We start from the raw sequence: 25,333 nt of genomic DNA, 5'->3' as shown, positions 1-25,333 counted from the left end.
TTGGAGCGGCCCCGGATTTTCGCTGCGCTCCATCCGGGCAACGAGAACGACGAGCACAACAAAAAAGCCCCGGCTTGCGCCGGGGCTCCAATGTCAGCGAGACCAACGTTCGCTTACTTGCTGTCGCGGTTCTTGAGCGCGGTGCCCAGGATGTCGCCGAGCGTCGCACCCGAATCGGAGGAGCCGTACTGCGCGATGGCTTCCTTCTCTTCGGCGACTTCGAGCGCCTTGATCGACACCTGGACCTTGCGGGCCTTCTTGTCGAACTGGATCACGCGGGCATCGACCTTCTCGCCGACGGCGAAGCGCTCGGCGCGCTGGTCGTTGCGGTCACGCGCGAGCTCGGAGCGCTTGATGAAGGTGGTGAAGTCGGTACCGGCGATCTTCACCTCGATACCGCTTTCCTTCACTTCGAGCACTTCGCAGGTCACGACCGCACCCTTCTTGACATCGCCCGGCTCGGCGAAGGGGTCGCCTTCGAGCTGCTTGATGCCGAGCGAGATGCGCTCCTTCTCGACATCCACGTCGAGCACCACGGCCTTCACCATGTCGCCCTTCTTGTAGTTGTCGATCACCTGCTCGCCCGGAAGCTTCCAGTCGAGGTCGGAGAGGTGGACCATGCCGTCGACGTCGCCTTCGAGACCCAGGAACAGACCGAACTCGGTCTTGTTCTTGACCTCGCCCTCGACCACCGAACCGGTCGGGTGACTTTCGACGAAGACCTCCCAGGGGTTGCGCATGGTCTGCTTGAGGCCGAGCGAGATGCGGCGCTTGACGGAATCGACTTCCAGCACCTGCACATCGACTTCCTGCGAGGTCGACACGATCTTGCCGGGGTGCATGTTCTTCTTGGTCCACGACATCTCGGAGACGTGGATCAGGCCCTCGATGCCTGGCTCGAGCTCGACGAACGCACCGTAGTCGGTGATGTTGGTGACGCGGCCGGTGAAGCGGGCACCCAGCGGGTACTTGGCTTCGATGCCCTGCCACGGATCGTCCAGCAGCTGCTTCATGCCCAGCGAGATGCGGTGCGTCTCGTGGTTGATCTTGATGATCTTGACCTTCACGGTCTGGCCGATTGAGAGCACCTCGGTCGGATGGTTGACGCGGCGCCACGCGATATCGGTCACGTGGAGCAGACCGTCGATGCCGCCGAGGTCGACGAACGCACCGTAATCGGTGATGTTCTTGACCACGCCGTCGATGACCTGACCCTCTTCGAGGTTCTGCACCAGTTCCTGGCGCTGCTCGGCGCGCGTCTCTTCCAGCACCGTGCGGCGGGAGACGACGATGTTGCCGCGGCGGCGGTCCATCTTGAGGATCTGGAACGGCTGCGAATTGTTCATCAGCGGCGCAACGTCGCGGATCGGACGGATGTCGACCTGCGAGCGCGGCAGGAACGCCACGGCACCGTCGAGGTCGACGGTGAAGCCGCCCTTGACCTGGTTGAAGATGACGCCGTTGACCTTCTCGTTATTCTGGAAAGCCTTCTCCAGCTTGCCCCAGCTCTCTTCGCGGCGCGCCTTGTCGCGCGACAGCACGGCCTCGCCGAGGGCGTTCTCGATGCGATCGAGGAACACTTCCACCTCGTCGCCGACCTTGAGGTCGCTTTCACGGCCGGGGCCGGAAAATTCGCGCAGCGCGACACGGCCCTCGGTCTTCAGGCCGACGTCGATGACGGCCATGTCCTTTTCAATTGCAACCACCTTGCCCTTGATGACGGAGCTTTCCTGCAGGTTGCCGCCTGCGAAGGACTCGTCGAGCATCGCGGCGAAATCGTCGCGCGAGGGGCTATAGGTATCAGCAGTAGTCGAAGCCATTTGTTCTCCAGTTGCGGATGTCTTGCCGGCCGTTGGGTTCATGGGCGCATCGCACACGCAGTGTCGGAAGGTCCGCAAAACCTTCGAGCGACCGCTCGTTGCCCCGGCCTTGCGACCAGAACAGCGGAAGCGGGCCGGCAGAGGCCCGCGCGTTCGATACGTGGAAATCTTTGTCCGGAGCCTGGATCGCGCCGGTCCCGAAAGCAGGGGACCGAAGGTATCGACCTCAAAGAAGCGGGAGCGGGCACTTCCTCCAATGACGGCTGCGGCTTACCCCCGCGACCGGCCCGCTCGGACGGCCTCGATAATGTCGATGGCGGCCCGGACACCGCCTTCTATATCCAGTTGGGAGTTGTCTAGCAAGTAAGCATCCGGGGCCGGTTTCAAAGGCGCGATCGGCCGGTTCTTGTCGCGCTCGTCGCGCTGGATGATGTCGGCGAGCACGGCGGCCTCGTCCGCCTCCTCGCCCCTGGCCCTGGCTTCCACGGTCCGGCGGCGAGCCCGGACCTTGGGGTCGGCGACGACGAATATCTTCACGTCGGCATGGGGACAGATCACGGTTCCAATGTCACGGCCGTCCAGTACCGCCCCCGGCGGATCGGCAGCGAATTGCCGCTGGAAATTGACCAGGACCTCGCGGACGCGCGGAATCGCGGAGACGATCGAGGCGCCCTCGCCGGCTTTCTGGGTCTTCAGGGCGGGATTGCCGAACTTTTCGGGATCGAGCTGCAAAGCAGCCTGCACCGCAGCCGCCTCGTCATTGAGATCGTGCCCGGACTGCATCAACGCATAAGCCACCGCGCGGTAGATCACGCCGGTATCGAGATGACGATAGCCGTAATGCTGGGCGAGTCGCTTGCCGAGCGTCCCCTTGCCCGAGGCTGCCGGCCCGTCGATGGCAATGATCATGAAAACTCGGCCCCTAGCGAACGCATCATCGGAATGAAGTCCGGGAAACTGGTGGCGATGAAGGCGGTGTCGTCGACGCTCACCGGCCGATCGGAGGCACAGCCCATCACCAGCGCGGACATGGCGATGCGATGGTCCATGTGGGTCGCGACAACGCCGCCGCCTGGCACGTGGCCGCGGCCTTCCACGATCAGATCGTCGCCGGCAACCTCGACCTTGACGCCGTTGACGCGGAGCATGTCGGCGGTGGCTTCCAGCCGGTCGGATTCCTTGACGCGCAGCTCCTGCAGGCCGCGCATGATCGTCGTGCCTTCGGCGAAGGACGCCGCCACCGCCAGCACCAGATATTCGTCGATCATCGACGGCGCGCGCTCCGGCGGCACCTCGACGCCGCGCAATTTCGACGCACGCACGCGCAAGCGCGCCATGGGCTCGCCGGCGTCGCCGCGCACCTCACTCTCCTCGATCGACGCGCCCATTTCGCGCAGCGTGGTGAACAGGCCGGTGCGCAGCGGATTGGTCATCACGTCCGGCAGCACGACATCGGATCCCTCGACGATCAGCGCCGCGACGACCGGAAAGGCGGCCGAGGAGGGATCGGCCGGCACAACGACGCTGGCGCCATACAGCTCGGGCTGACCCACCAGCGTGATGCGGCGGCCGTGCGGACCTTCCCGCGTTGAGGTGATATCGGCACCAAAATGCTTCAGCATCAGTTCGGTGTGGTCGCGGCTGGCCTCGGTCTCGACCACCGTGGTGGTACCCGGCGCGGCCAGGCCCGCCAGCAGCACGGCCGATTTGATCTGGGCCGAAGCGACCGGGGTCTTGTACACGATCGGCAGCGGATCGCGCGCGCCCTGGAGGGTCAGCGGCAGACGGCCACCCTCGCCGCCGGCGATGACCTTGGCGCCCATCTTTTCGAGAGGATCGAGGATCCGGCGCATCGGGCGGCTGCGCAGTGAGGCGTCGCCATCGAAAACCGCCGAAATCGGGCAGCCCGCGACGGCGCCCATGACCAGGCGGCAGCCAGTGCCGGAGTTGCCGAAATCCAGCGCCGCCTTGGGCTGGGCGAAGCCGCCAACGCCCACGCCGTTCACCTTCCAGGCGAAATCGCCGGTTCGCTCGACCCTGGCGCCCAGCGACTGCATGGATTTCGCCGTGTTGAGGACGTCCTCGCCCTCGAGGAGGCCTGAAATCCTGGTCTCGCCGACCGCGAGCGCGCCAAGGATGAGGGCCCGGTGGGAGATCGACTTGTCCCCGGGCACCCGTGCTGTCCCGGTCAAGGGACCGCTGGCGCGAGACTGGAGCGGCCTCGGTTGGTCGGAATGGGTCAAGATTGCGTCCTTGGATAGGCCCGAAGGCTCGGGGGCAGGTACCACATGGTCCCCGCCCCGTCACGGGCATGTCGTTCTCCTGTAATGCGCTATTGACAGCCGGCCGCCAACTAGCCAAGTGAAGCACCGCTTTTCAGACATTCCCAGGATTCCTGCCGTGGCCAAGTCCGAACTCGGAACCAAACGTATTTGCCCGACCACGGGCAAGAAGTTCTATGACCTCAACAAGAATCCGGTGATCTCGCCCTATACCGGCGAGGTGGTGCCGATCGCCCCGATCGCACCCGCACGCGCGTCCCGCGGCGCCGAGGCCCGCAACATGGCCCAGGACACCACGCCCGAGCCGGCCGAGGCCGAAGAGTTGGTGTCGCTCGAGGAAGCCGATGCCGAGGAGAACACGGGCAAGGTCAAGGCCATCGTGCCCGAATCCGAGGACGACATCGAGGTCGACGAGACCCTCGACGACGACGATGACGACGATTCGACCTTCATTGCCGACGAGGAAGAGGGCGATGAGGACGTGACCGACATCATTGGTGATGTCGGAGGTGATGAAGAGACTTGAGATCGATCCTGATCTGTGAAAAAGGGTGCACCGCGCGAGTCGCCTAGGACTCGGCGGTTGGGGTGATCCACCAGATTCACCTCGTCCAGGGTTAAGGGGCCATAGCTCAGCTGGGAGAGCGCTTGCATGGCATGCAAGAGGTCGGCGGTTCGATCCCGCCTGGCTCCACCACGCTTCGTCCTTCGAGCTACGCTTGGCGCAGCCGCGCGGGGAACATATCGGAAGTCGCACTCGGGGCGAGCCTTCTCGAAGAAGCGGCTCTGCTAACCCCTACTCCTCGATCACCGCATTCAGCCTGTCCCGCAGCGCGACGATCTCGTCCTTCATCGCCACCAGTTCCGACACCGAGCAATTCGACGCCGCCAAAATCGACTGCGGCACGGCCCGCGCCTTTTCCTTCAGCGCCTGGCCCTGCGGGGTCAGGGAGATCAGCACCTGTCGCTCGTCCTCGCGCGAGCGGGTCCGCTTGACGAGATGGGCGGCCTCGAGCCGCTTGAGCAGCGGCGTCAGCGTGCCCGAATCCAGAAACAGCCTTTCGCCGATCTCCTTGACCGGCACGTCGTCGCGTTCCCACAGCACGAGCATGACCAGATATTGCGGATAGGTCAGGCCGAGCCGGTCGAGGAGCGGCTTGTAGACGCGGTTGAAGGCGTGCGCGGCGGAATAAACCGCGAAGCAGATCTGGTTGTCGAGCCGCAGCGGGGCGTCCGCTGCCGAATGCTTCCGGGCCATGGCGAACCTCACGAGGTTTGACGCCATTGTGGTGCCGGGCGACCGCAGATTCAATTGCGAACAATTAAATGTGAGGCATGGGAATTTCAATTGCGCACAATCTAATTGGAGGCAATATAGGTCGCACTCGCTCCAACACCAGGGAGATCAAGATGTCCGTGAACGTCCTCTACAAGACCAGCGCCAAGGCCACCGGCGGCCGCGACGGCCATGCCGCGACCCTCGACGGCGCGCTCGACGTCAAGCTGACGACGCCGAAGGAACTCGGCGGCGGTGGCGGCGCCGGCAACAATCCCGAGCAGCTTTTCGCGGCGGGCTATGCCGCCTGCTTCATCGGCGCAATGAAGTTCGTGGCTTCGCAGGGCGGCCCCAAGGTTCCGGCCGATGCCTCGGTCACCTCTACGGTCGGCATCGGCCCGCGCTCGGAAGGCGGTTTCGGCCTCGACATCGACCTCGCCGTCTCGCTGCCGGGTCTTGCCCGCGCCGAGGCCGAGGCACTGGTTCAGAAGGCGCACCAGGTGTGCCCTTACTCCAATGCCACGCGCGGCAACGTCGACGTTCGCCTGACGGTCGTCTGATCACGAGCGGATCGGCTGGCCCGGGATCCCCCTCGGGCTGGCCGCTTCCGTGATTTGCCACGTCACGGGATGACGCGGCGGCGCATACGGCCCCACGCGCGGCGCCATTGCTGGCGCAAAAAAACCTCGCTAGGCCTGTGATCGAACGCCGACACAGGAGAAGCGAAGGCATGAGTTCTGAAGCCGCGGGTTCTGAAGCCGCCCCAGGTGCCATGAGCGGACTGCGCGTCATCGATCTCACGCGCGTGCTCGGCGGACCGTACTGTACCCAGATCCTCGCTGACCACGGCGCCGACGTGATCAAGGTCGAGCCGCCCGCAGGCGACGAGGTGCGCGACTGGGGCCCTCCCTTCCACGAGGAGGACGCGGCCTATTTCATCGGCATCAACCGCAACAAGCGCTCGATCGGCCTCGACCTCGCCTCCGAGGGCGGCCGTGCCGTGCTGCTGAAGATGCTGGAGACCGCCGACGTCCTGATCGAAAATTTCAAGCCGGGCACGCTGGAGAAGTGGGGCATCGGCAACGAGACCTTGCGCGACAAATTCCCGCGCCTCGTGCATTGCCGGATCTGCGGCTTCGGCGCCGACGGCCCGCGCGGCGGCAATCCGGGCTATGACGCCATCATCCAGGCCATGACCGGCATGATCGCCGCGACCGGCTCGCCCGAGAGCGGTCCGATGCGGATTGGCGTGCCCTTGGTCGACATCGGCACCGGGCTCTATGCGGCGATCGGCATCCTGATGGCGCTGTCGGAACGTCAGCGCTCGGGCAAGGGCCAGTTCCTGGAGACGACGCTGTACGAGACCGGCCTTGCCATCATGCATCCGCACACCGCGAACTATTTCATGCATGGGAAGCCGCCGAGCCTCACCGGCAACGAGCACCCGAACCTTGTGCCTTACGCGATCTTCCCGACCAAGACCGACAACATCTTCATCGGCGTCGGCAATGACGGCACCTTCCGCAAGCTCTGCAAGGAGATCGGCAAGCCGGAGCTGGGCACCGATCCGCGCTTTGCGCGCAACAAGGACCGCATCGCCAACCGGGAGGCGCTGCGTGCCGAGCTTGCCGCGGTGTTCAGCCAGCACGAGGCCGAGCCGCTGTGCGATCGCCTGCTCGCTGCGGGCCTGCCCGCAGGTCCCGTCCAGAAGATCGACCAGGCGTTGACCAATCCGCACACGATCTACCGCGGCGATATTATCGAGAAGGACTGGTACAAGGGCGTTGCCTCGCCGATCCGGCTCGACCGCTCAAAGCCGAGCCTGCGCCGCCTGCCGCCCAAGTTCAGCCAGCACTCCCGGGAGGTGCTGGGCGAGTTCGGCTACTCCAAGGCCGAGATCGACGCGATGGTGGCCAAGGGCACGGTCTGCGGCCCCGAGCGCAAGCGTTGAGATAAGACGAGCTTCAATTGCAATGCACGCCCTCTTCCGCTTGCGGGGGAGGGGTTGGGAGAGGTGTCTCCGCAACGGGATAATCTCCCAGAGGACAGAGCCCTCACCCGCGCCTTCGGCGCGACCGCTCCCGCAAGCGGGAGAGGTTTTCGGGCCCGCGACCTGTTCTTTCGGTGCTCATGATCTGATGCCGCGCTGCGGCGCGGGCACGATAGTGCAGCGCGAACGGGAAAAGCTGCCCGATCCGTCTTCGCCTATTTGACGAGCAGCGCTTGCCGCTTTCGTTTCGGCCGCTTACACAGTCATGTGAACGTCATATGGCGCTGCTAGCGCAAGCGCTTCTTCATTGACGGGCAAGGGAGGTTTTCTTGATGGCTCTTCGACATTTTGGTGCGGCTGCTGCTGTTGCACTCACGGTTGGTTTCGGCGCCTCGCCGGCACTCGCCGTGACCGAAATCCAGTGGTGGCACGCGATGACCGGCGCCAACAACGACGTCATCGTCAAGCTCGCCAACGACTTCAACGCCTCGCAGGGCGATTTCAAGGTGATCCCGACCTACAAGGGCAACTACGCCGACACGATGAACGCCGGCATCGCCGCGTTCCGTGCCGGCAATGCGCCGCACATCATGCAGGTGTTCGAGGTCGGCACCGCCACCATGATGGCCGCGACCGGCGCCGTGAAGCCGGTCTACAAGCTGATGGCCGAGACCGGCGAGAAGTTCGATCCCAAGGCCTATCTGCCCGCGATCACCGGCTATTATTCGACCTCGAAGGGCGAGATGCTGTCCTTTCCCTTCAACTCGTCGTCGACGGTGATGTGGGTCAATCTCGACGCACTGAAGAAGGCCAATGTCGAGATCCCGAAGACCTGGCCCGAAGTGTTCGACGCGGCCAAGAAGCTGAAGGCGGCCGGCCACGCGACGTGCGGCTTCTCCAACTCCTGGGTCACCTGGGTCAATCTCGAGCAGCTCTCCGCCTGGCACAACGTGCCGCTGTCGACCAAAGCCAACGGCCTCGACGGCTTCGATACCGTGCTCTCGTTCAACGGACCGCTCCAGGTCAAGCATCTGGAGAACCTCGTCGAGCTCCAGAAGGACAAGACCTACGACTATGCCGGCCGGACCAACACCGGCGAAGGCCGCTTCACGTCGGGCGAATGCCCCCTCTACCTGACCTCGTCGGCGTTCTTCGGCAACGTCAAGGCGCAGGCCAAGTTCGCCTTCACCGCGGTGCCGATGCCCTACTATCCCGACGTGAAGGGCGCACCGCAGAATTCGATCATCGGCGGCGCCTCGCTCTGGATCATGGGTGGCAAGTCGGCCGAGGAGTACAAGGGTGTAGCGAAGTTCCTGACCTTCCTGTCCGATACGGATCGCCAGGTCTATATCCACAAATCGTCGGGCTATCTGCCGATCACCAAGGCGGCCTATGAGAAGGCCAAGGCGGAAGGCTTCTACAAGGATCAGCCTTATCTCGAGACCCCGCTGCTCGAGCTGACCAACAAGGAGCCGACCGAGAACTCGCGCGGCCTGCGCCTCGGCAACATGGTGCAGCTCCGCGACGTCTGGTCGGAAGAGATCGAGCAGGCCCTGGCCGGCAAGAAGACCGCCAAGCAGGCGCTGGATTCGGCCGTGGAGCGCGGCAACACCATGCTGCGCCAGTTCGAAAAGACCGCCGTCAAGTAAGGCGACAAGCGGCAGGCCGGTCAGCCGGCCTGCCGCTCCCGCGGGCATCATGCAAAAGCAAGCCATTTTCCAGTCGAAGCTATTGCCCTACGCGCTGGTTGCACCGCAGCTCGCGATCGTCCTGGTTTTCTTCTACTGGCCGGCCTTGCAGGCGATGATCCAGTCGTTCCTGCTCCAAGATGCCTTCGGCCTTTCGACCAGCTTCGTCTGGTTCGAAAATTACATCGATCTGTTCAAGGAGCCCGCCTATTTCGAGGCGATCCTGCGCACCTTCTTCTTCTCGTTTGCGATCGCGGTGTCGTCGCTGTCTTTTGCGCTGCTGCTCGCGGTGATGGCGGACAAGCCGCTGCGCGGCTCGATGCTCTACCGCACGCTCCTGATCTGGCCCTATGCGGTGGCTCCGCCGGTCGTCGGCGTGCTCTGGATCTTCATGCTGCATCCCTCGCTCGGCGTGCTCTCGCGCTATCTGCGCGCGCTCGGCGTCGACTGGAATCCGCTGCTCGACGGCGACCAGGCCGCAGCGCTGATCATCCTCGCCGCCGCCTGGAAGCAGATCTCCTACAATTTCCTGTTCTTCCTCGCCGGCCTGCAGAGCATCCCCAAAAGCGTGCTCGAAGCCGCCGCGATCGACGGCGCCCGGCCGATGCGGCGGTTCTGGACCGTGACGTTCCCGCTGCTGTCGCCGACCATCTTCTTCCTCCTGGTCGTGAACATCGTCTACGCCTTCTTCGACACGTTCGGCATCATCGACACCATGACCCGCGGCGGTCCCGGCAAGTCGACGGAGACGCTGGTCTACAAGGTCTATACCGACGGCCTGCTCGGCGGAAACCTCGGCAGCTCGGCTGCGCAATCGGTGATCCTGATGATCATGGTCATCGTGCTGACCGGAATCCAGTTCCGCTTCGTCGAACGCAAGGTGACCTACTGATGGTCGAGGAAGAAGGCTTCCGGCGCTACATCGCCCACATCATCCTCTGGATCGGGATCGCGATCGTCGCCTTCCCGGTCTATCTCGCAATCATCGCGTCGTCCCAGGACAACGCGGTGATCGCGAACGGCCAGATGTCGCTGCTGCCCGGCGGTCATTTCTTCGAGACCTACTACCAGACGATCTTCGTCGGCACGAGCGGCTCGACCCGCGAGCCGGTCGGCAACATGATGCTGAACTCGCTGGTGATGGCGCTCCTGATCGCGATCGGCAAGATCGCGATCTCGATCATCTCGGCCTATGCGATCGTGTATTTCCGCTTTCCGTTCCGGATGGCGATCTTCTGGCTGATCTTCATCACGCTGATGCTGCCGGTCGAGGTGCGCATCTATCCGACCTACAAGATCGTCGCCGATCTGCACATGCTCGACAGCTATGCCGGCCTGTCGCTGCCGCTGATCGCATCCGCCACCGCGACGCTGCTGTTCCGCCAGTTCTTCATGACCGTGCCGGACGAATTGCTGGAGGCCTCGCGCATCGACGGCGCAGGCCCCTTCCGCTTCTTCTGGGATACGCTGCTGCCGCTGTCGCGCACCAACATGGCGGCGCTGTTCGTGATCCTGTTCATCCTCGGCTGGAATCAATATCTCTGGCCGCTGCTGATCACGACGCGCGACGACATGCAGACGATCCAGATCGGCATCCGCAAGATGATCACCACCACCGACGCGCTGACCGAATGGCCGATCGTGATGGCAACCGCCGTGCTGGCCATGCTGCCGCCGGTGTTCGTCGTCGTCGTCATGCAGAAGCTGTTCGTGCGCGGCCTGGTCGAGACTGAAAAGTGAGAGGGGCGAATAGTGAGTAGCGAATGGCGAATCGTACGCCGACGATCGAACGGGCGTTGCATTCCAAGCAGATCAACTACTCGCCACTCACGATCCGCCACTCGCCCGAGCGGAGCTCGCAATGGCTAACGTCACCCTGCGCAACGTCCGCAAGACCTATCCCGGCGGCTTCGAGGCCATCAAGGGCGTCGACGTCGATGTCGGCGACGGACAATTCTGCGTGCTGGTCGGTCCCTCCGGCTGCGGCAAGTCCACGCTCCTGCGCATGGTCGCGGGCCTCGAGACCGTCACCGGCGGCGAGATCGACATCGGCGGCCGTGTCGTCAACGGAATCGAACCCGCCGATCGCGATATCGCGATGGTGTTCCAGAACTACGCGCTCTATCCGCATATGAGCGTCTACAACAACATGGCCTATGGCCTGCGCAACCGCGGCATGGCCGAAGCCGAGATCAAGACCCGCGTCGAGGAAGCCGCGCGCGTGCTCGAGCTCTCCGCGATGCTGGACCGCAAGCCGCGCCAGCTCTCCGGCGGTCAGCGCCAGCGCGTCGCCATGGGTCGCGCCATCGTGCGCCAGCCGAAGGTATTCCTGTTCGACGAGCCGCTCTCCAACCTCGACGCCAAGCTGCGCATCGCGATGCGCGTCGAGATCCGCAGACTGCAGCGCCGACTCAACACCACGTCGATCTACGTCACCCATGACCAGCTCGAGGCGATGACGCTCGCCGACATTCTCGTCGTGATGAACGGGGGGCAGGTCGAGCAGGTCGGTAATCCCCTGGCGATCTACGAAAAGCCGGCGACCACCTTCGTCGCCTCCTTCATCGGCGCACCGCCGATGAACTTGATGTCGACGCGTCCCGAGGAGATCCGGTCGCAGCTGGCGGGCAGCGCGGCGGCCGACGCCGGCGTCCTCGGCATCCGCCCGGAGGATTTCGTCATCACCGACCAGACCCCGGACGGCGGCGTCGCGCTGCCGCTCACCGTGGAAGCGATCGAGCGCGTCGGCGCGGAAACCTTCGTCTACGGCTCCCGTGAGCAGGAGGAGAAGCACGTCGCCGCCACCCCCGGCGAGCTGCCGCCCGGCGAGATCATCGTCCGCATTCCCGGAACCGAAGCCCCCGCGATCGGCGCGAGGATCCGCGTCGCCGCACGACCGGCGAAGCTGCATCTGTTCAGCGGCGACGGGCGCAAGCGGCTCGAGGCCTGAGGGGTTCCGGCCCCCGACAACCCGAGCGCAAAAACAACCCCATGCACAGTAGAAGACGCCATGTTTTCGCTGGGGTATTCGCCCGCAACTTCGTCGTGCCCGGGCTTGTCCCGGGCATGACGTCCGGCAGCACCTGACGGCCGGGCGACCATCCACAGCCCCCCGCTACGTGCTTGAACCCACAGCAGAACGTGCCCATATTGCTGGGCAAGGGGTGCCACTACGGGCCCCGACACACCAAAGTCGCTTCCGCGAGGACTTTGTAAACTATGTCTCGTGTTCCAACGCTCTCCAGTCCCTTCCTGCTGGGCTTCGACGAGATCGAGCGCGTGCTCGACCGCGTCGTCAAAGGCGCCGACGGCTACCCTCCCTACAATATCGAGAGGTGTGACCGCACGGACGGCCAGCCCGAGCGTTTGCGCATCACGCTGGCGGTTGCCGGATTCACCCGCGACCAACTCGATGTAACCATTGAGGAAAACCAGCTCGTGATCCGCGGGCGGCAGCAGGACGACAAGACCCGGCAATACATCCATCGCGGCATCGCCGCGCGCCACTTCCAGCGCACCTTCGTGCTGGCGGAAGGGATGCTGGTGCTGGGTGCGGATCTGAAGAACGGGTTGTTGTCGATCGATCTGGCCCGGCCTGAGCCGGAGAGGATCGTTAAGACAATCGCTATCAATGAGCACGAATAATGGAACGAGTAGCGGACTCGACCGCTTAGTGTTCCAGAGGAGTCGAGACCATGAGTGAAGGTCACGTTGCGTTCGAATACGAAGCCAAGAACGTCTCTCCGGAGACGCTGGCAACTCTGGGCGAAGGCCATATCGCCTATGTGAAGCAGATCCGCTCCGAAGACGTGCCGGGCCTGTTTCCGGAGGCGCCGAAAATCGCGCCGGGCCTCAAGCTGTTCGCGCTTCATGCCGCCGACGGCACGCCGATCATGCTGACCGACAGCCGCGAAGCCGCGGTCGCCAACGCCTGGAGCAACGAGCTGCAAGCCGTCAGCGTGCACTGAGCACGCGCGTCGTACGAAGAGAGTTTTGAGCGGGCATGCCTTCGAGCGAAGGCGTGCCCGTTTTCATTTTGAGTGATGATATGCGCATCATCATTCGGAGCCGACGGGTTCGCGCAAAGCGCGGCCGATGAGGCTTCGAGACGCAATCCAGATCCTCGCGCGGAGGGACTCTGGATTGCTTCGTCGCAAGGCTCCTCGCAATGACGGTGTCGAGAGCTAGGCACGAAAGGCGGATGTTGCCGCAGTTGCGCCTCGCGATGAGGCTCAGGCCGCCGTCGCCGGCGGCAGAGCCAGCACCGAATAGATCGCCTGGGCATCGCGCGAGGCGCGGAGCTTCTTGGCGATGTCCTGGTCGCGCAAGAGGCGGGCGATGCGGGCGAGCGCCTTCAAATGATCGGCGCCGGCGCCTTCGGGCGCGAGCAGCAGGAAGACGAGATCGACCGGCTGGCCGTCCATCGCCTCGAAATCGATCGGGCGATCGAGGCGCGCGAACAGGCCGAAGATCTTTTCCAGCTTGGGCAGCTTGCCGTGCGGAATGGCGACGCCATAGCCGACCGCGGTGGTGCCGAGCTTCTCCCGTTGCAGCAGCACCTCGAACACGGAGCGCTCGTTCTGCCCGGTCAGCTCGGCGGCCTTGGCGGCGAGCTCCTGCAGGGCCTGCTTCTTGCTGTTGACCTTCAATGCCGGGAGAATCGCCTCGGGTGCGACCAGATCGGTAATCGGCATGGAGGGTTTCCGAGGTGAATGAAGCCGTCAGGTTCCGAATTGGCCCGCTTGATAGACCAAGCTGAGCCGGCGTCAATAACATGAAGCAGGAGGCGGACTTAGCCCAAGTCCCGTTAGGTCCTGATGTGGGGGGCTTCTACTCCAACGCAATCCCGGTGCCAACTCCCGCGTGCGGCTTTGCCACGGCCATTGTTAAGGGCCGGAATGGTACGGGTGCCGGTCCCCCGGCCTAACCGTCCGACTTGCCGTCGACCTTGGCTTCCGGCGGATCAATCCAGCCGACATTGCCGTCCGCGCGGCGGTAAATGATGTTCACCCGGCCGGACGAACCATGCTGGAATACCAGGCACGGAGCTCCGCTGAGGTCGAGTTCCATCACTGCCTCGCTGACCGAGAGCCGCTTCAGCGAGGTGGTTTGCTCGGCGATGATGACGGGGCTGTAGCCGGTGACTTCCTCCTCGTCCTCTCCGGGCGCTTCCAGCACATAGCTGGTGGCGTCGAGTGCAGCCATCGCCTCGGAGGCGGCATGGGCCTTGCGGGCGGAGCGGTCCTTGAGGCGGTTCTTGTAGCGACGCAGCCGCCTCTCGATCATCACCAGCGCCTGGTCGGCACTGGCATAGGCATCCGGCGCGTTCGAATCAGCTTCCAGCGTGATTCCGGAATCGAGATGCAGCGCGCAATCGGTGCGAAAGCCGAAGCCGTCCTTGCTGAGCGTGATGTGGCCGGAATAATTGCCGTCGAAATATTTGCGCAGCACCTCTTCGGTGCGCTCGGCAACGCGGCCGCGCAGGGCCTCGCCGACGCTGATGCTCTTTCCCGAAACCCGGAGAGTCATTTGATGCCTCGCTTGGTTTGATTGCCCAGCTTGGATCGATCGCGAAAGGGAGATGAGAGTAGCGCGATTTCGCGCCAGCGCAATCAGGCCGGCTCGGTGTTGCGGGAGCGATCAGACAATGCGGTGGAGAGGACGTTACCAAGAGCGCTCTGCTTGTCGCGGCGGCGTTGCACCGAGGAGGGTATGCGCATGGCTTCGCGGTACTTCGCGACCGTGCGGCGGGCAATATCAATGCCCGAGGCGCGCAAGCGTTCCACGATGGTGTCATCCGACAAGATCGCCGAGGGCTCCTCGGAATCGATCAGCTGCTTGATATGGTGACGCACGGCTTCGGCCGAATGCGCCTCGCCGCCATCGGCCGAGGCGATCGAGGCCGTGAAGAAATATTTCAGCTCGAACGTGCCGCGGTTGGTCGCCATGTACTTGTTGGCGGTCACGCGCGACACCGTGGATTCATGCATCTGGATGGCGTCGGCGACGGCCTTCAGATTGAGCGGCCGCAAGTGAGCCACGCCATGGGTGAAGAAGCCGTCCTGCTGCCGCACGATCTCGGTTGCGACTTTCAGGATGGTGCGGGCGCGTTGGTCGAGCGCGCGCACGAGCCAGGTCGCGTTCTGGAGCGCGTCGGTGAAATAGGACTTGTCGCCATCCTTGCCGATCTTCTTCGACAGCTCGGAATAGTAGGTCTGGTTGACCAGCACACGCGGCAACGTGTCGCTGTTGAGCTCGACATGCCAGCCGCCGTCGGGGCCCGGACGGACATAGACGTCGGGCACCATGGTCTGCAGGCGCGCCGAGCCGAACTTCATGCCGGGCTTGGGATTGAGACGGCGGATTTCGCCGATCATGTCGGCGATGTCCTCGTCGTCGACGCCGCACAGCTTGCGCAAGGACGCAATGTCGCGCTTGGCGAGGAGATCGAGATGCTCGACGAGAGCCTGCATCGCCGGGTCGTAGCGGTCGAGCTCGCGGAGCTGGATCGCCAGGCATTCACTCAAAGAACGCGCGCAGACGCCGGGCGGATCGAATTTCTGCAGCACCGCGAGGACGGCTTCGACGTCCTGTTGCGACGCGCCGAGCCGCTCGGCGGCCTGGCCGAGATCGGGCGGCAGGTAGCCGGCCTCGTCGACGAGGTCGATCAGGTATTGGCCGATCATGCGCTGGGCGGGTGCGGCGAAGGCGACCGACAGCTGCTCGGCGAGATGATCCGACAAGGTTGTCTCGGCCGCGACAAAGGCTTCGAGATTGTAATCTTCGTCACCAGAGGCGCCGCCACCCCATTCGGTATAGGTGGTCGGCGCGGCGTCCTGGGCGGTGCGGGCCGCAGCCTCGGCAGGCTCCTCGGAGAAGACGTTGTCCAGACCGGTATCCAGGGTCTGCTCGATCTCGGCGCGGGTGCCGAGATCCTTGCTCATCCATTCTTCCTGGCCGGGCTCGAAACCGTCGCCGCTGCCGCCGAATCCGTCCTCGCCCGGACCGTCGCCGTGGCCATCCCCCTGGCCACCCTCGGAATCGCCGTAACTTCCGACCTCGGCCGGGGACTCGCCCGCCGGGCCCTCGTCACTGGCCCGTTCCAGCAGCGGATTGCGCTCAAGCTCCTCTTCCACAAAGGTCGTGAGATCGAGATTGGACAATTGCAGCAGCTTGATCGCCTGCATCAGCTGCGGCGTCATGACCAGCGACTGCGACTGCCGGAACTCTAATCTCTGCGTGAGGGCCATGAAGCAAGAACCGATCCCTAAATTGGTCCGATTTTTGCTTATCCTAGTCTGAGCCCGATGTACACGTCTTGACGAAACGCAAAAACGGGCTAGAGGCGGAATTCCTCGCCAAGGTAAAGACGACGAACGTCCGGATCCGCGACGATCTCATCCGGGGTTCCCTCGGTCAAGATTTCCCCGGCATAGACGATATAGGCGCGATCGGTGAGACCGAGCGTCTCGCGGACGTTGTGGTCGGTGATGAGCACGCCGATGCCGCGATTGGTGAGGTGGCGGACCAGATCCTGGATGTCACCGACCGCGATCGGGTCGATGCCGGCGAAGGGCTCGTCGAGCAGCATGTAGTTCGGCCGCGTCGCCAGCGCGCGTGCGATCTCGACGCGGCGCCGCTCACCGCCTGACAGCGCGATCGAAGGCGATTTGCGCAGGCGGGTGATGTTGAACTCGTCGAGCAGCGAATCGAGCTGCTGCTCGCGCTTCTTGCGCGAGGGCTCCACCACTTCGAGCACGGCGCGGATATTCTGCTCGACGGTGAGGCCGCGGAAGATCGAGGCTTCCTGCGGCAGATACCCGATGCCGAGCCGCGCACGCTGATACATCGGCAGCTTGGTGACGTCGTGGCCGTCGAGCTCGATCGCGCCGTGGTCGGCCTTGATCAGCCCGGTGATCATGTAGAACACGGTGGTCTTGCCGGCGCCGTTCGGCCCGAGCAGGCCGACCGCTTCGCCGCGCCGCACATAAATACTGACGCCGCGCACGACCTGACGGCTGCCGAAGGACTTTTTCACGCCATGCACGGCCAGGAAGCCCGGCCGCTTCAGCAGCTGAGGACCGCCGCCATTGGACGCGGCGGCGCTTCTCAGGGGGTGAACAGCCTGCGGGCGCGGCGGCTCGACCTGATAGTCACCCTGGAACGGATCGGGCGCGCGCATCGGCTGATCCCGGGCGATCGGCGGTGCGTCGCGGACAGGACTGGGCACGAGGCCACCGACGCTGTCACCGAGCGCGGTGATGTCCTGGCGCGCAAATCCTGGCCGGCCGCGCTTGGCGGGGCGCCGACGGAACATGCTGAAGAGATCGACCATCCCCGCCTTCTAGCGTTGCGCGTGCTCTTTGCGCGACTTTTGCGCGATCTGCCGCGCCAGCCTGACCAATCCGCTGACGCAACTGGGTGAAGGGATGTCTCATGCCCAGTGAAACACGCCCGAAAAGCGGCGGCCCCGCTTCGAAAGCCCTGCGCGCTAGATACAGTCTCGCCAGCCAAGCTTCAACCTTGGATCGGGCGCACCCGAAGCAAGTGGTTGGACTTACTTTTGTTTACTTGCACCGGGCAATTGCAGAGGCGGCGCCGCGCCGGGTTTGGCACCCTGCCCCGCTGGGCCGCAATCGCTGCCGCCGCCCTGCGGCAGCAGCGCCTGAACCCGGCCGCTGTCGGATTCCACACGCGAGACGCCGGTCGTCATGTCGACCATCAGGCGGTCACCGCGCAGGACGTTCTTGCATTGCGTCAAGACCACGCCTCCGAGCATGGTGATGAGGTTGGTCCTGGTGTCGAACACGGCGGTCTCGCCCGTCACCACCTGATCCTTCTGGGTGACCACGACATTGCCGCGTGCCTCCAGCCGCTTGATCGAGGAGCTGCCTCCGGGTCCCGGCGTCGCCGATTGCATCGGAGCCGATTTCGCGCCCTTCGCCGCGGGCTGCGGCGCGGCCGGCTTTTCGCCACCGCCGGAATCGTAGAACACCACGAGCGTCTTCGAGGTCATCGTGGTGTCCCCCTGCACCACCTTCACATTGCCGGCGAAGGTCGCCTCCTTCTTCTTGTCGCGCATCTCGAGCGAGGCCGCCTCGATCTGGATCGGCTGATCGCGGTTCTGCGAAAAGCCCTGCATCGCATTGGGCACGCCCTGCATCGTGCTCTGCGCGACGGCCGCACCGGTGACGAGCAGCGCGAGGCCGGCGGCGAGCGCGGCTGCGCCAGAGATGCCGCACCGCTTGCCGGCGCCACGCGAAAGAATCCTGGTCATCAAAATCATCTTGAACTGGCGGCCTTGTTCTGAGGCGTACGTGGCTTTGCCGGCGGGGCAGGGTCTGCAGGCGCAGGCTGTGCGGCGGCAGGATCATCCAGCTTTTCCAGATGCATCACCACATTGCCCTCGAAGCGGATGAGTTCGCCGCCTTCGGTGATGCGCAGCCTGTCTGCGGTCAGCGTGCCGTTGGTGAGCTTGACGTCGACACGCTCGTCCGAGGAGACCGTGCCCTTGCCCATGTCGACAAAGGCGGAGTTCAGCCGCGCCTCATAGCCGGCCGAGGTGCGCAGGAAGATGTCCTTGCGCAGCTCGAGCTGCTGCTGCTTGTTGTCGAAGCGGCCGGTGCGGGCATCGAGCAACAGGGTGGATTGGTCCTCCATCAGCACCTTTGCGCGCACATCGGAGAGATCGACATGATCCGGGTCGGTGATGTCCTGGGTCGCGGTCTTGGCCCAGAGCTCGTAGGGCCGCTGGTCCGGCGTGAAGCCGGCCAGATGCGGCGATTCCATCGTGATCTTGGTGCCCGAGACCACCAGGTTCCCGGAATCGAGCGGCAGCTTCGGCATCAGCATGCGGAACGGGTTGAAGATCGACACGCCGACAATGACCGCCATGGACAGCAGCACCGCCCCCGGCACGGCCACGCGCAGGATCCGCACCAGGCGGCTGTGGCGCGCCGCGCTGGCAAACTTCGCCGCGAGCGCGGCGTCGTAGGTCGGATTCTGGGCCGAATTCACCTGGGCTCCTGAGTCAACCTGGGCTCCTGAGATATGCCTCGCCTTGTCCGGTTGAAGGACGTTCCACTCTATCCCGGGCCGGCCAAATATGCAGCCGGCGACAGGCGGTTACGAAAGTGTCCGAAACGGGGCGGCAAGCTCGGGCCAACTGCCGCGCAGGGCCTTCAGGAATGCGCGAAGATGTCCTCTTCCGACCAGCCCTGGAGGTCGAGCAATGCCCGGGTCGGCAGGAAGTCGAAACAGGCCTGGGCGAGCTTGCTGCGGCCTTCCCGGACCAGCATGGTGTCGAGCCGCTCGCGCAAGCCATGCAGATGCAGCACGTCGGAGGCGGCATAGGCGAGCTGCGGCTCGGTCAGGTTGTCGGAACCCCAGTCGCTGGACTGCTGCTGCTTGGAAAGGTCGATGTTGAGGACCTCGCGCACGAGATCCTTGAGACCATGGCGGTCGGTATAGGTGCGGGTCAGGCGGGAGGCGATCTTGGTGCAATAGATCGGCCCGGTCATGACGCCGAAGGTCTGGTAAAGCACCGCGACGTCGAACCGCGCGAAGTGGAAGATCTTGGTCACCGCCGGATCGGCGAGCAGCGCCTTCAGGTTCGGCGCGTCGGTGTGCCCCTTGGGGATCTGCACCACGTCGGCGCTGCCGTCGCCGGGCGAGAGCTGCACCACGCAGAGCCGGTCGCGATGCGGGTTCAGCCCCATGGTCTCGGTGTCGATCGCCACCGCTCCGGTGTAGCGGGACAGGTCGGGCAAGTCGCCGCGGTGCAGGCGTACGGTCATGGCGTGTCAAAACCTCGGATCGATTCGGTGCGCGATATCATAGGCTAATCGGATGGACCGCGATGTAGCCAGTGGCGGCAGGTGACGCAAGCGGCGGCCGTGACTTACGGGCGGTCAGATCGCGGCGAGCATGATGCAGATCATCGCCGCGACCGCGATGCGGCTGGGCCCATCCCGGAACGCGTACAGGATCGGATCGTCCGGCATCTCGCGGCGATGCGCCATCATCAGGGCGCGGCCGAACCAGTACAGCAGCAGCGGGGTGAGCAGCCACAGCATCCAGGGACGGCTGTAGAGCGGCGTCACCGCAGACGAGGAGACATAGAGTGAGAACACCGTCACCGCGTTCATCGCACTCGCCGCCGCCATCGCGGCGATGACGTGCAAATCGGTGATCCTGTAGTCTCGATTGGAGGGATCGGCGAGCCCTGCGCTCTCGCGCATGCTGAGTTCGCTGAAGCGCTTGATCAGCGCCAGCGAGGTGAACACGAACAGCGAGAAGATCAAGAGCCATTCCGACAGCACCACGCCGACACCGACGGCGCCGGCGACGATGCGGAGCGTGTAGAGAGCGGCGAGGGTGACGATGTCGACCAGCATCTTGCGCTTGAGCACGAGCGAATAGGCGATCGTGGTGGCGAGATAGGCGCCGAGCACAGCGAGGAAGAGGGGCGAGATGCAGAGGCTAGCTCCGACCGCAAGCAACCACAACACGGGGATCGCCGCCAGCGCCGACGAGATCGGCAATTCGCCGGCGGCGAGCGCGCGATGGCGCTTGGTCGGATGCTGCCGGTCCGCGGCGAGATCGAGCAGATCGTTCATCAGATAGGCGCCCGACGCGCAGGCCGAGAACGCCAGAAAAGCGAGCAGCGCGTAGCCGAGCGTCTGGAAGTTCAGCTGATGCGCGGTGATGACCGGCACGAATACCAGCGTGTTCTTGGCGTATTGGTAGACGCGCAGCGCCTTCGCCCAGGTCTTGAGGCCGGGCCTCGGGGTGCCGCGACGTTCGATCCGCTCGATCGCGGCGCGGTCGAACGGCAGGCCGCCCGCAGCGAGCTCGGCCGGCGTGACGATGCCGTCAAAGCCGAGATGCGTCGCGATGCCGGCGGCATGACCGGCAAAGCGATCCGCGACGAGATAGATCTTCTCACCTCGCGCCCGCGCCGCCAGCGCCCGGTTCAGCACGTCGGAATCATAGGGCAGATGGGCATAGTCGATCTCGGCCCGCGCCAGGACATCCGTGAGCGCCGCCATGCCGGCGCGTCCGCCGGCGCCGAAGCGGGCCAGCATGCGTCCGGGACTGGAGAACAGCGCCTCCATCAGCAGCTCGGAACGCAGCAGGGCGCCTTCGAGATCGATGACGAGCGTCCGGTCCGCCGCCGGGCTTGCTGCCGGCTCGGACACGCCAGGATCGTAGTGCCGGGCAGGCTGCTCCATCCGAAAACGCTCTGAATTACCGCAACATGACCGGCATTCGGCCGGGGAGCAGGGAAATGGAAGGTCAGGACATTAGCGGAGCATTCGCTAAAGGCGGCTTAATCGGCGGACCAGGGCAGCGGTACGAACCTCGATCGGGCTGCAGGACTGTTGCAGGGATCCCACAACCTTCAGGGATCCCGTATTCCGGCACAATGTGCGCCGTGCGGCCCGTGGAAATCGTGCTTGCTCACCCCATCTGCCAGTTCCCCCTCCCCTTCGCCCTCAACCAGGTGCCAATGACCGAACAGACGCTCGCAGCGCCCGTCGACGATCCACAGCAACGCCAGCGCGGCTTCTCGCGCTACCAGATGCTGCTCATCGCGCTGCTCGCGTTCACGCAGTTCACGATCATTCTCGACTTCATCATCATGTCGCCGCTCGGCGCGATCCTGATGCCCGCACTCGACATCACGGCGGGGCAGTTCGGCGTCGCGGTATCGGCCTACGCGTTCAGTGCGGGACTCTCGGGCATTCTCGCCGCCGGCTTTGCCGATCGCTTCGATCGCAAGCGCCTCTTGCTGTTCTTCTATGTCGGCTTCACGCTCGGAACGGCGCTATGCGCCGCCGCGCAGAACTATCACGTGCTGCTGCTCGGCCGGATCGTGACCGGATTGTTCGGCGGCGTGATCGGCGCGGTCGTGCTGGCCATCATCACCGACCTGTTCCCGCTGCATCAGCGCGGCCGCGTGATGGGTTTCATCCAGACGGCGTTTGCCGCGAGCCAGGTGCTCGGCATTCCCGCCGGGCTGTTTCTCGCCAATTACTGGAACTGGCATGTCTGCTTCGTTGCGATCGTCGCGCTGTCGATCGCGGCAATCGCCATCATCGCCTTTGCCATGGAGCCGGTCGACGCGCATCTGAAGCTGAAGCAGGACAGAAACCCGTTCCACCATCTGGTCGCGACCATCGGTCAGCCGCGCTATACGCTCGCCTTCCTCGTCACGACGCTGCTGGCGACGGGCGGTTACATGCTGATGCCGTTCTCCAGCGCCTATACCGTGCACAATCTCGGCATCGACATCGCGCATCTGCCGACGATCTATCTCGTCTCCGGGCTGTTCAGCATCGTCACGGGACCGCTGGTCGGCCGCGCCAGCGACGCCTTCGGCAAGTATCCGACCTTCGTGTTCGGATGCGCGATGACCGTGGTCATGGTGCTGATCTACACAAACCTCGGCCACGTCTCGCTCGCGACTGCGATTCTAGTCAACGTCCTGATGTTCGTCGGCATCTTCTCGCGCATGATCCCGTCGCAGGCGGTGATGTCCGCGATCCCCGATGCGAGCCAGCGCGGCTCGTTCAGCGCGGTGAGCGCCTCGCTCCAGCAGCTCTCCGGGGGTATCGGCGCGGTGCTCGCCGGCGCAATCATCGCGCAAGCGCCCGATGGCGCGCTGATCCATTTCGACCGGATCGGCTACGTCGTCGTCGCGACGACGATCATCACGCTGGTGGCGATGTATTTCGTGCAGAAGGCCGTGGCGGAGCGGACGGGGAAACTGGTGGTGTAAGGGCACCATGCAGCAGCAGCAGCCCGGCTCGTCGATCAGCCGCCACCGAACTTGGATGGATCGTCATAAGCTGGAGGGTCGTCGTGGTCGGTCCGCAGACCGCCGGGAACGGAGTCGTCGCGATAGATGCGCACACCATTCGGAGTGACGTAGACTGGCACCACGGCCTGGCCCGGCCGAACGACGACATGTTGCGACTTGTGATGCCCTCGTGCGGCGGCCTTCGCGGAAACGCACGGACCGATGAGGAGGCAAAGGCCCAAGACGCTCGATCCCAAGACACTCGATCCCAAGACGCACCATCCAGAGACGCCGCGCATTGCACCTACTCCGATGAATCAGCCGAGCTCCCAACCGGCAGCACGGGTTGCATCAGCTAACGATGGCTGTATCTCCATTGCAAAGAGGGCACCGCCGTCGGCCTAAGGCCCGATACCATCGCAACACTCTGAAAGGGCTTATCTATCTGGATCTGCTTGCGATCCAGGAAAGCATGGTGCCCAGGAAAGGACTCGAACCTTCACGGCCGTTAAGCCACTGGCACCTGAAGCCAGCGCGTCTACCAATTCCACCACCTGGGCATGCCGTTTGGGGCACGGAGGCGGTTACTACGGTTCGGTGACGCCGTTGTCAATTCATGCTTGAGGCCCGGTTCGGGATGCCGATTGCGCATCGCAAACCGGCCCGATACAAGCCTGACAAGACGCACTCTTTCGGCAGGACGGGACCCCTCATGGCATCGAATCTGGACACGCTCGTCACGGTTTTCGGCGGATCGGGGTTTTTGGGCCGCAGCGTCGTCCGCGCCCTGTGCAAGAGGGATTACCGGGTCCGGGTGGCGGTCCGGCGGCCGGAACTCGCCGGGCATCTCCAGCCGCTCGGCCGCGTCGGGCAGATCCACAGCGTACAGGCGAATCTGCGCTATCCGGCCTCGGTCCAGGCCGCGCTGCGTGATTCGCATGTCGCGATCAATCTCGTCGGCGTCCTCACCGAGGGCGGCGCGCAAACCTTCGACGCCGTCCAGGCCAGGGGTGCCGAGACCGTTGCCAAGGCGGCCGCCGCCGCTGGGGCACAGCTGGTGCATGTTTCAGCAATCGGCGCCGATGCCGAATCGCCCTCGCGCTACGCCAGGGCCAAGGCGGCCGGCGAGGCCGCGGCCCTGGCCGCGGTGCCGTCGGCGACGATCTTCCGTCCCTCCGTGATATTCGGCCCCGAGGACCAGTTCACCAACCGCTTTGCCGCGCTTGCCCGGATGTCGCCGGTGCTGCCGCTGATCGGCGGCGAAACGAAGATGCAGCCGGTCTATGTCGGCGACGTCGCCACCGCGATTGCGGACGCCGTCGACGGCAAGACCAAGGCGGGCGGCACCTACGAGCTCGGCGGGCCGGAAGTGCTGACCATGCGCGAGATCATCCAGACCATCCTTGAGATCACCGATCGCGAGCGAATGCTGATCCCGCTGCCGTTCGGCCTCGCCCGGTTCAAGGCGGCCTTCCTGCAATTCGCGCCGGGCGCTTTCAAGCTGACGCCGGACCAGGTCACGCTGCTCGAGCGCGACAATGTCGTCTCGGAGGCGGCGAAGGCGGCCGGCCTGACGCTGGAAGGCCTCGGCATCACCCCGGATTCGCTGGAAGCAATCGCCCCGCAATATCTCTGGCGTTTCCGCGCAGCCGGTCAATTCCAGCGCAAGAGCGCGTAAAGCGTCATTGCTCTGGGCTGGGCAGAGAGCGTACCGTCAGCGCGGCAGCGTTCAGAACTTCAGCTTCTTGAACACCGCTTCCGGCAGCGTCTTGATGATCAGCATCACGAGGCGCCATTTGCCGCTGACATAGACGACGTCGGTCTTTCTCTCGACCGCCTGAAGAATTGCATCGCCCACCACGCTCGCCTCGACGGTGAGCGGGCCGATCAGCTTCATGCCTTCGGTCATCCTGGTGCGGACGAAGCCGGGCTTCACCGTGACCACGTGAACGCCGCCACGGCTGGAGCGGGCGCGCAGGCCGGACAGGAAGGCGGAGAAGCCGGCCTTGGCCGATCCATAGACATAGTTCGAGGCACGGCCGCGATCGCCCGCGACCGAGGACACGCCGACGAGCGTACCGCTCCCGCGTGCCAAGAACTTCTCCGCGAACAGGCCGAGGATCAGCGACGGCCCCTCGTAGTTGGAGCGCATGATCGCGGTGGCGTGGGCGAGATCGCTCTCGGCATTCTGCTGCACGCCGAGCAGGCCGACGATGGAAATCACGACGTCGGGCAGCGCCGAAAGGGACCCGGCAAAGGCGTCGAATGAAGCCGTGTCGAGCACGTCGAACCTGGCGAGACTGACGTCGATATCGTAGCGCGCGCGCAGATCGGCGGCATCCGGCTCGAGCGCGGCGACGTCGCGGCCGGCAAGCACCACATCGTATCCCGCCTTGGCAAAGGCGCGCGCCGCGGCGCGGCCGATGTCGGAGGAGCCACCGAGCACCAATACAGTCTTGCGTGACGTCATGGC

At 64.4% G+C, this 25,333-nt stretch carries 24 protein-coding genes and 2 tRNA genes; 12 read left to right on the top strand and 14 right to left on the bottom strand.

Annotated features, from left to right (window positions below; genetic code table 11):
• Nucleotides 1–113 precede the first annotated feature (113 nt).
• The 3 genes from rpsA to aroA form a co-directional block, all read right to left on the bottom strand.
• On the bottom strand, nucleotides 114–1,820 hold the full coding sequence (gene rpsA / locus K408_RS0111765) for a 30S ribosomal protein S1 (protein WP_024338601.1): 1,707 nt from the start codon (nucleotides 1,818–1,820) through the stop codon (nucleotides 114–116).
• A 270-nt stretch (nucleotides 1,821–2,090) separates the two neighbouring features.
• Complete coding sequence (gene cmk / locus K408_RS0111760) at nucleotides 2,091–2,729, bottom strand: (d)CMP kinase (protein ID WP_024338602.1); 639 nt, start codon at nucleotides 2,727–2,729, stop codon at nucleotides 2,091–2,093.
• Nucleotides 2,726–4,063 carry a 3-phosphoshikimate 1-carboxyvinyltransferase gene (gene aroA, locus K408_RS0111755; RefSeq protein ID WP_024338603.1) on the bottom strand — a complete coding sequence of 446 codons (1,338 nt, stop codon included), beginning with the start codon at nucleotides 4,061–4,063 and terminating at the stop codon, nucleotides 2,726–2,728. The genes cmk and aroA overlap by 4 nt, the downstream gene beginning before the upstream one ends.
• Nucleotides 4,064–4,220: 157 nt before the next feature.
• Between aroA and K408_RS0111750 the strand changes: the two genes are divergently transcribed.
• On the top strand, nucleotides 4,221–4,628 hold the full coding sequence (locus K408_RS0111750; protein WP_024338604.1) for a TIGR02300 family protein: 408 nt from the start codon (nucleotides 4,221–4,223) through the stop codon (nucleotides 4,626–4,628).
• Between the two features lie 95 nt (nucleotides 4,629–4,723).
• Nucleotides 4,724–4,799, top strand: a tRNA-Ala gene (locus K408_RS0111745).
• 99 nt (nucleotides 4,800–4,898) lie between these two features.
• On the opposite strand, the gene K408_RS0111740 is transcribed toward K408_RS0111745, so the two are convergent.
• Nucleotides 4,899–5,360, bottom strand: a complete 462-nt coding sequence (locus K408_RS0111740; protein ID WP_024338605.1) for a MarR family winged helix-turn-helix transcriptional regulator — start codon at nucleotides 5,358–5,360, stop codon at nucleotides 4,899–4,901.
• Nucleotides 5,361–5,512: 152 nt separating this feature from the next.
• Here K408_RS0111740 and K408_RS0111735 point away from each other — a divergent pair, with 152 nt between their 5' ends.
• From K408_RS0111735 to K408_RS0111700, 8 genes are all read left to right on the top strand, one after another.
• A complete protein-coding gene (locus K408_RS0111735) occupies nucleotides 5,513–5,938 on the top strand; it encodes an organic hydroperoxide resistance protein (RefSeq protein ID WP_024338606.1) in 426 nt (141 codons plus the stop codon).
• 170 nt (nucleotides 5,939–6,108) lie between these two features.
• Nucleotides 6,109–7,329, top strand: a complete 1,221-nt coding sequence (locus tag K408_RS0111730; RefSeq protein ID WP_035698016.1) for a CaiB/BaiF CoA transferase family protein — start codon at nucleotides 6,109–6,111, stop codon at nucleotides 7,327–7,329.
• A 371-nt stretch (nucleotides 7,330–7,700) separates the two neighbouring features.
• Nucleotides 7,701–9,017 carry a sn-glycerol-3-phosphate ABC transporter substrate-binding protein UgpB gene (gene ugpB, locus K408_RS0111725; protein WP_024338608.1) on the top strand — a complete coding sequence of 439 codons (1,317 nt, stop codon included), beginning with the start codon at nucleotides 7,701–7,703 and terminating at the stop codon, nucleotides 9,015–9,017.
• 49 nt (nucleotides 9,018–9,066) lie between these two features.
• Nucleotides 9,067–9,948, top strand: a complete 882-nt coding sequence (gene ugpA / locus K408_RS0111720) for a sn-glycerol-3-phosphate ABC transporter permease UgpA (protein ID WP_024338609.1) — start codon at nucleotides 9,067–9,069, stop codon at nucleotides 9,946–9,948.
• Nucleotides 9,948–10,796 carry a sn-glycerol-3-phosphate ABC transporter permease UgpE gene (gene ugpE, locus K408_RS0111715; RefSeq protein WP_024338610.1) on the top strand — a complete coding sequence of 283 codons (849 nt, stop codon included), beginning with the start codon at nucleotides 9,948–9,950 and terminating at the stop codon, nucleotides 10,794–10,796. Before ugpA ends, ugpE begins: the two co-directional genes overlap by 1 nt.
• Before the next feature lie 121 nt (nucleotides 10,797–10,917).
• Entirely contained in the window at nucleotides 10,918–12,006 is a 1,089-nt protein-coding gene (locus tag K408_RS0111710) for a sn-glycerol-3-phosphate import ATP-binding protein UgpC (RefSeq protein WP_024338611.1), read from the top strand.
• Between the two features lie 269 nt (nucleotides 12,007–12,275).
• On the top strand, nucleotides 12,276–12,701 hold the full coding sequence (locus K408_RS0111705) for an Hsp20 family protein (RefSeq protein WP_024338612.1): 426 nt from the start codon (nucleotides 12,276–12,278) through the stop codon (nucleotides 12,699–12,701).
• Between the two features lie 50 nt (nucleotides 12,702–12,751).
• Nucleotides 12,752–13,024, top strand: a complete 273-nt coding sequence (locus K408_RS0111700; protein WP_011083553.1) for a BQ00720 family protein — start codon at nucleotides 12,752–12,754, stop codon at nucleotides 13,022–13,024.
• Between the two features lie 264 nt (nucleotides 13,025–13,288).
• Here K408_RS0111700 and ptsN read toward each other — a convergent pair whose 3' ends face one another.
• The 8 genes from ptsN to K408_RS0111660 all read right to left on the bottom strand — a co-directional run bounded on the left by ptsN (nucleotide 13,289) and on the right by K408_RS0111660 (nucleotide 21,289).
• Nucleotides 13,289–13,750 (bottom strand): PTS IIA-like nitrogen regulatory protein PtsN, encoded by a 462-nt coding sequence (gene ptsN / locus K408_RS0111695; protein WP_008141251.1) that lies wholly within the window; start codon nucleotides 13,748–13,750, stop codon nucleotides 13,289–13,291.
• A gap of 229 nt (nucleotides 13,751–13,979) precedes the next feature.
• Entirely contained in the window at nucleotides 13,980–14,585 is a 606-nt protein-coding gene (gene hpf / locus K408_RS0111690; protein WP_024338613.1) for a ribosome hibernation-promoting factor, HPF/YfiA family, read from the bottom strand.
• 83 nt (nucleotides 14,586–14,668) lie between these two features.
• The gene (rpoN, locus tag K408_RS0111685; protein WP_024338614.1) at nucleotides 14,669–16,306 is read right to left on the bottom strand and encodes an RNA polymerase factor sigma-54; all 1,638 of its coding nucleotides are present in this window, start codon (nucleotides 16,304–16,306) and stop codon (nucleotides 14,669–14,671) included.
• Between the two features lie 89 nt (nucleotides 16,307–16,395).
• Nucleotides 16,396–17,391, bottom strand: coding sequence for an LPS export ABC transporter ATP-binding protein (gene lptB, locus K408_RS0111680; protein WP_024338615.1), 996 nt, complete (start codon nucleotides 17,389–17,391; stop codon nucleotides 16,396–16,398).
• A 222-nt stretch (nucleotides 17,392–17,613) separates the two neighbouring features.
• The gene (locus K408_RS0111675) at nucleotides 17,614–18,342 is read right to left on the bottom strand and encodes an LptA/OstA family protein (protein ID WP_028145874.1); all 729 of its coding nucleotides are present in this window, start codon (nucleotides 18,340–18,342) and stop codon (nucleotides 17,614–17,616) included.
• A complete protein-coding gene (lptC, locus tag K408_RS0111670; protein ID WP_024338617.1) occupies nucleotides 18,339–19,073 on the bottom strand; it encodes an LPS export ABC transporter periplasmic protein LptC in 735 nt (244 codons plus the stop codon). Before lptC ends, K408_RS0111675 begins: the two co-directional genes overlap by 4 nt.
• A 164-nt stretch (nucleotides 19,074–19,237) precedes the next feature.
• Complete coding sequence (locus K408_RS0111665; RefSeq protein ID WP_024338618.1) at nucleotides 19,238–19,852, bottom strand: ribonuclease D; 615 nt, start codon at nucleotides 19,850–19,852, stop codon at nucleotides 19,238–19,240.
• Nucleotides 19,853–19,966: 114 nt separating this feature from the next.
• Nucleotides 19,967–21,289: a UbiA family prenyltransferase gene (locus tag K408_RS0111660; RefSeq protein ID WP_024338619.1), complete on the bottom strand. Its 1,323-nt coding sequence runs from the start codon at nucleotides 21,287–21,289 to the stop codon at nucleotides 19,967–19,969.
• Between the two features lie 278 nt (nucleotides 21,290–21,567).
• Here K408_RS0111660 and K408_RS0111655 point away from each other — a divergent pair, with 278 nt between their 5' ends.
• On the top strand, nucleotides 21,568–22,839 hold the full coding sequence (locus tag K408_RS0111655; RefSeq protein WP_024338620.1) for an MFS transporter: 1,272 nt from the start codon (nucleotides 21,568–21,570) through the stop codon (nucleotides 22,837–22,839).
• A 494-nt stretch (nucleotides 22,840–23,333) separates the two neighbouring features.
• Here the strand turns inward: K408_RS0111655 and K408_RS0111645 are convergent.
• Nucleotides 23,334–23,420 (bottom strand) — tRNA-Leu (locus K408_RS0111645).
• A 152-nt stretch (nucleotides 23,421–23,572) separates the two neighbouring features.
• On the opposite strand from K408_RS0111645, the gene K408_RS0111640 reads away from it, so the two are divergent.
• Nucleotides 23,573–24,538 (top strand): complex I NDUFA9 subunit family protein, encoded by a 966-nt coding sequence (locus K408_RS0111640; protein WP_024338622.1) that lies wholly within the window; start codon nucleotides 23,573–23,575, stop codon nucleotides 24,536–24,538.
• 51 nt (nucleotides 24,539–24,589) lie between these two features.
• On the opposite strand, the gene K408_RS0111635 is transcribed toward K408_RS0111640, so the two are convergent.
• On the bottom strand, nucleotides 24,590–25,330 hold the full coding sequence (locus tag K408_RS0111635; RefSeq protein WP_024338623.1) for an SDR family oxidoreductase: 741 nt from the start codon (nucleotides 25,328–25,330) through the stop codon (nucleotides 24,590–24,592).
• Nucleotides 25,331–25,333: the final 3 nt, after the last annotated feature.

It is taken from the genome of Bradyrhizobium sp. in8p8, assembly GCF_000426845.1.
Lineage (GTDB): Bacteria > Pseudomonadota > Alphaproteobacteria > Rhizobiales > Xanthobacteraceae > Bradyrhizobium > Bradyrhizobium japonicum_C.
Note: the sequence above shows the minus strand (reverse complement) of the source record. Positions and strands in the feature narration are given on the sequence as shown.

Coding starts and splice junctions, on each gene's coding strand:
- rpsA (WP_024338601.1), bottom strand. CDS start 1,820: ATGGCTTCGACTACTGCTGATACCTATAGCCCCTCGCGCGACGATTTC.
- cmk (WP_024338602.1), bottom strand. CDS start 2,729: ATGATCATTGCCATCGACGGGCCGGCAGCCTCGGGCAAGGGGACGCTC.
- K408_RS0111740 (WP_024338605.1), bottom strand. CDS start 5,360: ATGGCCCGGAAGCATTCGGCAGCGGACGCCCCGCTGCGGCTCGACAAC.
- K408_RS0111735 (WP_024338606.1), top strand. CDS start 5,513: ATGTCCGTGAACGTCCTCTACAAGACCAGCGCCAAGGCCACCGGCGGC.
- K408_RS0111730 (WP_035698016.1), top strand. CDS start 6,109: ATGAGTTCTGAAGCCGCGGGTTCTGAAGCCGCCCCAGGTGCCATGAGC.
- ugpB (WP_024338608.1), top strand. CDS start 7,701: ATGGCTCTTCGACATTTTGGTGCGGCTGCTGCTGTTGCACTCACGGTT.
- ugpA (WP_024338609.1), top strand. CDS start 9,067: ATGCAAAAGCAAGCCATTTTCCAGTCGAAGCTATTGCCCTACGCGCTG.
- ugpE (WP_024338610.1), top strand. CDS start 9,948: ATGGTCGAGGAAGAAGGCTTCCGGCGCTACATCGCCCACATCATCCTC.
- K408_RS0111710 (WP_024338611.1), top strand. CDS start 10,918: ATGGCTAACGTCACCCTGCGCAACGTCCGCAAGACCTATCCCGGCGGC.
- K408_RS0111705 (WP_024338612.1), top strand. CDS start 12,276: ATGTCTCGTGTTCCAACGCTCTCCAGTCCCTTCCTGCTGGGCTTCGAC.
- K408_RS0111700 (WP_011083553.1), top strand. CDS start 12,752: ATGAGTGAAGGTCACGTTGCGTTCGAATACGAAGCCAAGAACGTCTCT.
- ptsN (WP_008141251.1), bottom strand. CDS start 13,750: ATGCCGATTACCGATCTGGTCGCACCCGAGGCGATTCTCCCGGCATTG.
- hpf (WP_024338613.1), bottom strand. CDS start 14,585: ATGACTCTCCGGGTTTCGGGAAAGAGCATCAGCGTCGGCGAGGCCCTG.
- rpoN (WP_024338614.1), bottom strand. CDS start 16,306: ATGGCCCTCACGCAGAGATTAGAGTTCCGGCAGTCGCAGTCGCTGGTC.
- lptB (WP_024338615.1), bottom strand. CDS start 17,391: ATGGTCGATCTCTTCAGCATGTTCCGTCGGCGCCCCGCCAAGCGCGGC.
- K408_RS0111675 (WP_028145874.1), bottom strand. CDS start 18,342: ATGATTTTGATGACCAGGATTCTTTCGCGTGGCGCCGGCAAGCGGTGC.
- K408_RS0111665 (WP_024338618.1), bottom strand. CDS start 19,852: ATGACCGTACGCCTGCACCGCGGCGACTTGCCCGACCTGTCCCGCTAC.
- K408_RS0111660 (WP_024338619.1), bottom strand. CDS start 21,289: ATGGAGCAGCCTGCCCGGCACTACGATCCTGGCGTGTCCGAGCCGGCA.
- K408_RS0111655 (WP_024338620.1), top strand. CDS start 21,568: ATGACCGAACAGACGCTCGCAGCGCCCGTCGACGATCCACAGCAACGC.
- K408_RS0111640 (WP_024338622.1), top strand. CDS start 23,573: ATGGCATCGAATCTGGACACGCTCGTCACGGTTTTCGGCGGATCGGGG.
- K408_RS0111635 (WP_024338623.1), bottom strand. CDS start 25,330: ATGACGTCACGCAAGACTGTATTGGTGCTCGGTGGCTCCTCCGACATC.